9 protein-coding genes and 1 pseudogene are annotated in these 9,154 nt (G+C 36.4%); 7 read left to right on the forward strand and 3 right to left on the reverse strand.

Annotation, left to right across the window (positions count from 1 at the left end; all coding sequences use genetic code 11):
• Window positions 1-259: 259 nt before the first annotated feature.
• Window positions 260-1,537 (reverse strand): MFS transporter, encoded by a 1,278-nt coding sequence (locus tag ACOI1D_RS19800; RefSeq protein WP_422503728.1) that lies wholly within the window; start codon window positions 1,535-1,537, stop codon window positions 260-262.
• Window positions 1,538-1,710: 173 nt separating this feature from the next.
• Window positions 1,711-1,893, reverse strand: a complete 183-nt coding sequence (locus tag ACOI1D_RS19805; RefSeq protein WP_422503729.1) for a helix-turn-helix domain-containing protein — start codon at window positions 1,891-1,893, stop codon at window positions 1,711-1,713.
• A gap of 308 nt (window positions 1,894-2,201) precedes the next feature.
• Between ACOI1D_RS19805 and ACOI1D_RS19810 the strand changes: the two genes are divergently transcribed.
• Both ACOI1D_RS19810 and ACOI1D_RS19815 read left to right on the forward strand, forming a co-directional pair.
• Window positions 2,202-3,662: a SulP family inorganic anion transporter gene (locus tag ACOI1D_RS19810; RefSeq protein ID WP_422503731.1), complete on the forward strand. Its 1,461-nt coding sequence runs from the start codon at window positions 2,202-2,204 to the stop codon at window positions 3,660-3,662.
• 56 nt (window positions 3,663-3,718) lie between these two features.
• The gene (locus tag ACOI1D_RS19815; RefSeq protein ID WP_422503732.1) at window positions 3,719-4,135 is read left to right on the forward strand and encodes a universal stress protein; all 417 of its coding nucleotides are present in this window, start codon (window positions 3,719-3,721) and stop codon (window positions 4,133-4,135) included.
• A gap of 135 nt (window positions 4,136-4,270) precedes the next feature.
• Here the strand turns inward: ACOI1D_RS19815 and ACOI1D_RS19820 are convergent.
• Window positions 4,271-4,687 (reverse strand): annotated as a pseudogene (locus ACOI1D_RS19820) (recombinase family protein); the annotation flags it as partial.
• Between the two features lie 235 nt (window positions 4,688-4,922).
• Between ACOI1D_RS19820 and ACOI1D_RS19825 the strand changes: the two are divergent.
• The 5 genes from ACOI1D_RS19825 to ACOI1D_RS19845 all read left to right on the forward strand — a co-directional run.
• Window positions 4,923-6,146, forward strand: a complete 1,224-nt coding sequence (locus tag ACOI1D_RS19825) for an ABC transporter substrate-binding protein (protein ID WP_422503741.1) — start codon at window positions 4,923-4,925, stop codon at window positions 6,144-6,146.
• Complete coding sequence (locus tag ACOI1D_RS19830; protein ID WP_422503734.1) at window positions 6,127-6,981, forward strand: ABC transporter permease; 855 nt, start codon at window positions 6,127-6,129, stop codon at window positions 6,979-6,981. Before ACOI1D_RS19825 ends, ACOI1D_RS19830 begins: the two co-directional genes overlap by 20 nt.
• Window positions 6,978-7,778 carry an ABC transporter permease gene (locus ACOI1D_RS19835; RefSeq protein WP_422503736.1) on the forward strand — a complete coding sequence of 267 codons (801 nt, stop codon included), beginning with the start codon at window positions 6,978-6,980 and terminating at the stop codon, window positions 7,776-7,778. The genes ACOI1D_RS19830 and ACOI1D_RS19835 overlap by 4 nt, the downstream gene beginning before the upstream one ends.
• 17 nt (window positions 7,779-7,795) lie before the next feature.
• Window positions 7,796-8,743 carry an ABC transporter ATP-binding protein gene (locus ACOI1D_RS19840; RefSeq protein WP_422503738.1) on the forward strand — a complete coding sequence of 316 codons (948 nt, stop codon included), beginning with the start codon at window positions 7,796-7,798 and terminating at the stop codon, window positions 8,741-8,743.
• Between the two features lie 84 nt (window positions 8,744-8,827).
• Window positions 8,828-9,154 (forward strand): TVP38/TMEM64 family protein (locus tag ACOI1D_RS19845; RefSeq protein WP_422503739.1); only part of this gene is annotated, 327 nt, incomplete at its 3' end.

Raw genomic sequence — 9,154 nt, forward strand, 5'->3', positions numbered from 1 at the left:
TAAATGCCTTTCCACGTTTAAGACCTTGTTTATAAATATTGATATCCTTGGATAAAAGTATCGAAATTTCTTTCTCTGTTAAATATATTTTGCACTTATGTAGGGGGAGCGTCAGGAAAATGCGGATTTGCAACGTTAAGGAATTTTGAAATAAAAAAACCTAATTCCCCCGTATTTTTAGTGGGAAAACTAGGTTTTTGAAACGATTATGTCCTTTTAGGGCAATGCTACCAGGCGAGACTTTTTAGACTTAAGTAAATTAATAAACATAGTTTTCTTTTTTGGGTGGTGGTGAATTGAAGGCAGCAATGACACCCAGAAGGGGGAGAATCATCAGCAATAGGATTGCTTCATTAAAACTTCTAAATCGCTCAAAAGCAATTGCCAGCGGCAATGGTCCAAGAGCAGAACCTATGACCATCATTGTTTGGGCCAATCCTCTAATACTACCGAGGTTCGTTAAGCCAAAATAGTTCGGCCAAACAATGTTCAGCGTAATACGTTCAAAGCCGTTCATCAATCCCCAGAGTACTCCAAAGATAACAGTTTCAAAAACACTATCCATAAATAATAATAGAATTAAAAAAATAAGCGTGCCAATAAAGGATAGACCAATAACTTTGTGTACAGGAACCTTTTCCAAAATAAATCCTGCAATCATCGTGACTGGAAATCCAATAATAGCCATTAGACTTAACGTAAATGAAGCCATTCCCATGCTTAAATGATGTTCCTCAAAAATTCTAAAAAGATGAAACGTGATTGCTGTATTCACCAAAGCGGGAATTGCAACGCAAAATAACATCAACCAAAATGCTCGTGTTTTTTTGGCTTCCTTTAGCGTCCAATTTACTTCTTCAACATTCTCTGACCCTTCAATAGCCTCGGTATTCTTTTTAGGACGATGCGAAGCATTATCCGGCATTAATCCTATATCCTCTGGTTTATTTTTAATGAAAAAGGCGGAAACTGGCAGGAAAATGACCACAACTAGAATTCCGAGAATCTGCCAAGCATGTTCCGAACCAAACTGCTTGATTAGCCAAGTGTTCAATAATGGAAACGTTACTGCACTGATAAAACTTCCCATTGCCATAAGGCTCATTGCTCGACCACGTTTTTTAATAAACCATTGTGGAACTAATGTATTGGGGATAAGAGTCATCGAACCTTGACCAAAAAATCGTAACATGAAAAAAGCAATAAATAACATGACAGGGTTAGCGACCAAACTACTCCATAGACATGCAATTCCAAGCATCACAGTAGCGATAATACCCATCATTTGCTGACCAAATCGATCCACACCACGTCCGACTAGAAAGAGCAAACCGCCTGATAATAGGGTGGCAGCAGAATAAATCCCTGATACCAATGTGTCGTTTCCATGAAATTGTTCGACGAATGACCCAACAAATACGGATATACTATACGTTTGACCGGGCCCTGAAAAAAAGATTCCCATTGCACTAATCGCTACAATTACCCAGCCATAATAAATCTTTTGTTCCCTTTTTTTACTATTAGCCGTACTCATATTTCACCTACTTTTATTCAAGTCCTGAATTTTCATCATGCTTTCTTGCGAGAGTATGGTGGGGGACGCCAACGCTTCAGAACTATGTACGTAAGCAGTTTTCTAATCTAAAAAAACCGTTCCACTGATAAGGAACGACTTTTAATTCCCCAAAAGTAGATTTTCAGGACTTCTTAAATTCTTTCTCCGTTTTTTAATCGTTCGATAAACTCATTTAAATCTTCTTTTTTTACTCTCCAATGTCTTCCGATTTTAAAAGCTGGAATTTTATTTTCTTGGACTAATTTATATGTAGTCATTTCACTTAATTGTAGATACTCTGCTACTTGTGCAACGGTCATAATTTCATTTGTCATACGAAAGCCTCCAAATTGTTAGCGTGTAACCATCATACCACAGAAAATAGATACCTTAAAAAAAATCGCTTTTAAATATACTCAGTTATGTTTAATTATACTCAGGTATAAATAATTTGTATCTTTTTGAAAGTTAATAGCTATTTAAAGAAAAGTAGAGAATACGGTAGTATATCGTTAATGTTCGCGTTTTCATGCTGTTTTGCAGTCGGAATTATATATGGTATGATTCATCTTATTGAAAACGGAAAATACTTTTGTGTAAGTCAAAAGTTATCATACTATAAACTATCAAAAGAGGTGCTGAATTGAATATAGAAAAAATTAAGCAAGAATGGTTTGGAAATATACGAGGAGACGTGCTATCAGGAATGGTTGTGGCTATGGCACTTATCCCTGAAGCAATAGCATTCTCTATTATCGCTGGAGTAGATCCGATGGTAGGACTTTACGCTTCCTTTTGCATTGCGGTTGTCATAGCCTTTACAGGAGGACGTCCGGGAATGATATCTGGCGCAACAGGAGCAATGGCTTTACTTATGGTAACGTTAATTGCAGACCATGGTTTGCAGTATTTATTAGCCGCAACTATTTTAACAGGAATAATACAAATTTTATTTGGCGCATTTAAACTTGCTAGAGTTATGAAATTTGTTCCACGGTCAGTTATGGTGGGGTTTGTAAATGCGCTTGCTATTCTTATTTTTATGGCACAAATTCAACACTTTAAAGGCGAGGGTTGGATCATGTATGCTCTTGTGGCCTTAACATTAGCAATCATTTATTTATTTCCTAGAGTTACAAAAGCCGTGCCATCTACACTTGTCGCTATTATAATTGTTACCGTAATTACAGTTTTTGGGCATGTCGATATTAGGGCAGTAGGAGACTTAGGGAATTTAACGCAACAGTTGCCCGTTTTTTTAATTCCTTCCATTCCGTTAACCTTTGAAACATTTATGATTGTACTTCCTTATTCTTTAGCACTTGCAGTTGTTGGTTTACTTGAGTCTCTATTAACATCAAATATTGTGGATGATATGACAGATACGGAGAGTAATAAAAACAAAGAAAGTCGTGGTCAAGGATATGCGAATGTAGTAACAGGTTTCTTCGGAGGAATGGCTGGTTGTGCAATGATCGGTCAATCCGTTATCAATGTAAAATCTGGAGGATCAGGGAGATTGTCAGCGCTTGTAGCAGGTGTATTTTTAATGTTTTTGATTATCGTGTTAGGTGGGGTAGTTGTTCAAATTCCAATGGCTGCCTTAGCAGGAGTAATGATCATGGTATCTATTGGTACATTTGATTGGTCCTCCATAAGAAATCTCCATAAACTACCTAGAACGGATGCTGCGGTAATGCTAATTACAGTTATAACAGTATTAGCCACGCATAACTTATCTATTGGTGTACTGGCAGGAGTAGTATTAAGCGCCATATTCTTTGCAGCAAAAATTTCTAAAGTATCGGTTACAGAGAAACTTGTTCGTAATGGAACGAAGAAAATCTACAAAGTAAACGGACAATTATTCTTTGCATCAGTAAATGATTTCCCTAGTAAATTTAATTTTAACGATACGGTCAATGAGGTTGAAATCGATTTAACACTTGCGCATCTATGGGATGACTCAGCCATTGGTGCACTAGACAAAATTGAAATGAAGTTTAAACAATATAATATTAAGGTATATTATTCAGGTCTCAACGATGAAAGCCATCATCTGAAAAAGCGGATAGGTGGACTATCGAAAGCATCAGGCCATTAATAATCACTAGTTTTTAAGCTACAAATTGAGGTAAATAAGCAAAAGAGGTGAAGGCTTTGTTTAACCGAATACTATTAGCTGTTGATGAATCAAAACATTCCTATCGTTCCGCGAGTTATGCAATTGAGTTAGCTAAAAAGTTTAATGGAACGATAGATGTTGTCTATGTGGTTGACGGACAGACATCTAAAGAAGACGTTTTGCATTCTGGTAATAAAATGGCGATCGAACAAAAAAGAAAAGAAAAGATTAAGTCAATTCAAGAGTTATTTGATCAAACCGATATAGATTTCCGTGTGCATATCCTGCACGGTGAACCAGGGCCAGTTATTGTGGAATTTGCGAATAAAAATAATTTTGATTGTGTTGTATTAGGGAGTCGTGGTCTAAACAATCTCCAAACGATGATTTTAGGTAGCGTAAGTCATAAAGTCGCTAAACGTGTAAACTGTCCTGTTCTTATTGTGAAATAAGAAGGTAAAAGTAGAAACTGTTTAATTTAATGCCTATATCATGAAGAAAGTAATATGTTTTTTAGATAACTTCACTATAAGGGGTACCATTAGCATTTTAAACTGCTGGCGGTACCCCTTATGTTTTCTGTCCCCCTTGGATAGGTTTCTATATAATGAAGACCTAGACACATTTGTAATTTCACAAATTTGATTTACAGTCATATTTCCTTCTTTATATAGCTTTACTGCATAATTCATTCCTGCATGATTTTTATGATACTTTTTTAAACGCCCTTTAAACTTTCCTTCTTTCTTAGCCAACTCAATCCCTTCACGTTGTCGCATACGAATAAGGTCTCGCTCTAATTGGTTAACACCGGCCATAACCGTAATTAAAAATTGGCTGTAAGGATTTTCTTTTGATAAATCAAGCCATGTATCCTTGAGTGATTTCAAGTTTGCCTTTTTACTTCGTATGTAATCGATTAGTTCAAACAAATCTTATGTACTACGAGTGATACGAGTTAAATCTGTAACGTAAATGATATCATCTTCCTTTAAACCCCCTAACTTGGATTTATTCTTCACGTTCCATTCTCATTTCTATGCCACCTTCCATTTATTATCACTCCTCATTCCTACTCCAATAAATACAATGTTATTTAGAAGTAATAGGGATATCTAAGTATGAAGAGCATGGATTAGTAGTAAAAGTATCTTCATCCACCTATTAGTTGTAATCTTCCTTACAGTTAATTTTTGTTGGCTCATGTAAAATAAAAAAATGAAGGTTGCAAGGGAGGGAGTGTATCAATTGAATAAGTTAGTTCATTTTTCGATAATCTTAGGATTTATTATTTTAGCTGGATGTGCCAATCAAGATTCTGAAACCACTACAGATATCCTTTCAGGGGATTGGACCGCAATTGAAGAAGCTGGAGAAGGACAGACAGTTCATTTGTTTATGTGGGGTGGAGATGAGGGGATTAATCAATACATTGATGATTATGTAACGCCTGAATTAAAGAAGCGCTATTCGATTAGTGTGGAGAGACACCCGATGAATACCGAAGATTTTATTGCTAAATTACAAACAGAAAAACAAGCAGGTAAGACCACTGGAACGATGGATATTATTTGGATTAATGGTGAAAATTTTAAAAAATCTAAAGAAAATGGCTTGCTTTTGGGTGATTTTTCTAGCGAATTACCCAACGTGAAAAATCACATTGGAATTGATCAGGCTTTTACGAACTATGATATGGGTACAGCAATTGAAGGGCAGGAAGCCCCGTGGGGAAAAGTACAATTCGTTTTCATTTATGATGAAGCACGGGTAAAGAATCCCCCGCAGTCTTTTAAAGAACTAATAGAATGGGTGAAGAAAAATCCAAACCGCTTTACCTATCCGAATGTAAAAGATTTTACGGGAAATGCATTTATCCGTCAGCTTATGTATGATGTTGCAGAAGAACCTACTGAAATTGCCGGAGGATATAATCAAGGATGGGTCGATGAAAACGGAGAACAAGTTTGGAACATGTTAAACGAAATGAAGCCTTATTTGTGGCGTAATGGGGAGACATATCCGGATTCGCTAGCCCAATTAGATAAAATGTATGCAAATGGAGTAGTTGATTTCACAATGGGTTTTAATGAAAAGCGGATAAATAGTTTAATAGAAGAAGGCACATTTCCGTCAACAACGAAAACATTGGTTTTAGAACCCGGTTCAATTGGAAACACACATTACTTAAGCATTCCATTTAATAGTCCGCATCCTGCAGCTGCAATGATAGCAATTAATTTCATGTTGTCTCCTGAAGCGCAAACAAAAAAAATGGATCCGTCTATGTGGGGAGAAGGTTCAGTATTAAACCGAGAAAAGCTAACGAAAAAACAACTAAATCAATTTGAAAAAGTATGGGGTGAATCTATCGTACCCAGTGATGCAATTTTATCCGATTTAGACACTGAATATACGAACTGGATTAAGGAGAATTGGGAGAATGAAGTCGTTAAAAATTAAAAGGCCTTATCTTTACATTCTGCCAGCCTTCCTATTTATTAGTCTGTTTGTCGGGTATGGACTTTTCCGTGCGGTGATTGAAAGTTTAAGCGACTCCCGCTCGGTGTTTATCCATTATATTTCTTTATTTAAAAGCGAAGAAGTATATGACTCTCTTAAAAGTAGTCTTTATGTAACCGTTACATCTACTTTATTCTCTTTGCTGATTGGGTTAGGTATTACACGATTTCTATTTCGCTTTTTTAAAAGTGTCAAATGGAAATATATTGTATGGATTCCAATGATTATACCTCATTTTGTTGCTGCGTATTTAGTATTTATCTTGTTTTCTCAGACAGGATTAGTATCAACGATTTTATATTATTTTAATGACATTGGACTCCCCATACCATTAGTGAATGATCAAGGCTATATCGGGGTTATCCTGACTTATATTTGGAAAGAGGTTCCATTTGTTATCTTGATGCTTTTACCCATTTATCAACAAATAGATCAGCGGTACGAAGACGTTGTTCGAACGCTTGGAGGAAATAGGTGGCAAGTGTGGAAAACGGTTGAGCTCCCATGGGTCGGTCCAGTCCTTTTAGAGGTGGGGTTAATCATTTTTGCATTTGTGATTGCAGCTTATGAAGTTCCCGCATTATTAGGGGTTACCTATCCGAAAATGTTCTCAGTGCTTGTGTATGAGTGGTTTTATGAGGGGAACTGGGAAAACCGTCCACTAGCCCAGGCATTGATGATTGTTTTAACCGTTGTCATGATAGCTAGTAGTTTAATAGTTATTAACATTTCCAAAAGATGGCAAAAACAATGGAGGAAGGAGAAGGTAAAATGAAGGCAATTTTTAAAAAAAGTTGGTATATAATCATTTTACTAATTCTGCTCGTTATTTTTACCTTTCCGATATTTCTATTAATTGTAAAGAGTTTTTCTGATGGTTGGGATTTCCCTCATTTGTTTCCGCAAGGCTTTACTATACGTGGTTGGGAATTACTAAATAACGATCCAAAACTATTAGAGTCCATTTATACGACTGTTATCATTGCTGTTTCTGTTATTATGCTAAATATTATTTTTGCTTTACCTGTAGCAAAGGCGTTAAGTCATTACCAATTTCAAGGGAAATCGGTGTTAGAAACAATTCTTTTATTACCTATCTTAGTTCCTAGTTTGGCCATTGCGATGGGTCTTCACCTTACTATGATTCGTCTTGGATTGTCTGATCGGTTGATTGGCGTCATTTTAATTCATATGCTCCCAACATTGCCTTACTCAATTCGTATGTTTAAAGCAGGATTTGATCAACTCGGGATAAAATGGGAAGAACAAGCCCGTGCAATTGGAGTCAGTCGTTTTTGGGTATTTTGGACAGTGACCCTTCCAATGCTTGCACCAAATATACGCAGTGTCTCTTTATTAGTTTATGTTATATCGTTAAGTCAATATGCTTTAACAGCAATTATTGGTGGAGGAGTAGTAACCACCTTGCCAATGATTTATTATCCATTTTTTAATAGTGCAGATGAGAAGGTCATAGCTACTTTCTCCATTGTATTCGCCATTCTACCAATTGCTTTTTTGTTGTTACTGGAAGTTTTGATGAAGATATATGTAAATATTATTAGACGCTAGTAGTAGGGGGAGTAAAGATGAACCATCTGCTCGATGTAAGTAACTTAGAGAAAACCTATCAAAATCAAGCGATATTATCTACTATTTCTTTTACCGTTGATAAAGGTGACATGGTAACTATATTAGGTCCTTCTGGCTGTGGGAAAACGACATTACTACGGTGTTTAGCAGGTTTAGACTCGATTTCATCGGGGGAGATTTTTTTAAATAACAAGCGAGTGACAGAAGATTCGCCCGAACAGCGCCCCATAGTCCTGATGTTTCAAGATCCTCTTTTATTTCCACATATGACAGTCATAGAAAATGTCATGTTTGGTTTAAAACAGCAAAAACTACCGAAGAAAAAGCGTTTGGAGCTTGGTATGGAAATGCTAGTAAAAACGGAAATGGACAGTTATAAGGATTCGTTCCCTCAATCGTTATCAGGTGGACAACAACAGCGGGTCGCTCTTGCTCGAGCATTAGTGATGAAACCTGCATTACTGCTTTTGGATGAGCCATTCAGTAGTTTAGATCAGCACTTGAAAGAAACATTGCGAGATTGGGTTTGTTCTCTATTAAAAGAAGAGGGAGTCACAACCATGATTGTTACGCATGATAAAGAAGAAGCAATGATGATTGGTGATCGAGTTATTTTGTTAAAAGACGGAAGCATTCAACAACAAGGAAAGCCGAATAACGTGTATCAGTACCCAGACAATGGAAACGTGGAAGAGATGTTCTCTGATGGGTTACAACTAGATGAAACCTTTGTTCCGAGCCAATATTTACGACTCGTTCCACTGCTTGAGGAAACTTCTGGTAAAATTGTCAGTCGAGGTATAGTATCAAGCTTCTTCTTTAAATATGGTTTGTGTTTTTATCAGGTGAAATTAAGTGATCATGATAAAAAAATAATTCTCCATTCTAGGCTGGAACTCAAAGCAGGGAGTAAGGTTTTGATAGTGTCTAACATGAATAAGTAGGACAGAAGAGTGTAAGGAGGCTTACAGTTGAAAAAGAGTGTTTAAGGTATAGTAGAAACAACTTAAATGGACGGGGGAAATAGAATGAATCGACGTATACGAATCGTTTTTATTTTTCTTTTGGTGATAGGTGTTATCATTTATCTAAATCAAACGGTGCTTACACTTTCACCTCAACTGTTGAAAGAATGGTTTGTTTCATTTGGAATATTTGCTCCCGTTATATTCATCTTTGCTTATACAGTAAGACCATTTATTTTGTTTCCTGCTTCGATATTATCAATCACATCCGGTTTAGTATTTGGCGCAGTAGCTGGAACTATATACACTGTGGTTGGTGCTACTCTGGGAGCTACTTTCTCTTTTATATTAGCAAAAAAACTAGGCAAGGGATTTGTGAAAAATAAAAGT

This window comes from Virgibacillus sp. DJP39, assembly GCF_049310925.1.
In the GTDB taxonomy this organism is placed as follows: domain Bacteria; phylum Bacillota; class Bacilli; order Bacillales; family Amphibacillaceae; genus Virgibacillus_F.

Coding starts and splice junctions, on each gene's coding strand:
- ACOI1D_RS19800 (WP_422503728.1), bottom strand. CDS start 1,537: ATGAGTACGGCTAATAGTAAAAAAAGGGAACAAAAGATTTATTATGGC.
- ACOI1D_RS19805 (WP_422503729.1), bottom strand. CDS start 1,893: ATGACAAATGAAATTATGACCGTTGCACAAGTAGCAGAGTATCTACAA.
- ACOI1D_RS19830 (WP_422503734.1), top strand. CDS start 6,127: ATGAAGTCGTTAAAAATTAAAAGGCCTTATCTTTACATTCTGCCAGCC.
- ACOI1D_RS19835 (WP_422503736.1), top strand. CDS start 6,978: ATGAAGGCAATTTTTAAAAAAAGTTGGTATATAATCATTTTACTAATT.
- ACOI1D_RS19840 (WP_422503738.1), top strand. CDS start 7,796: ATGAACCATCTGCTCGATGTAAGTAACTTAGAGAAAACCTATCAAAAT.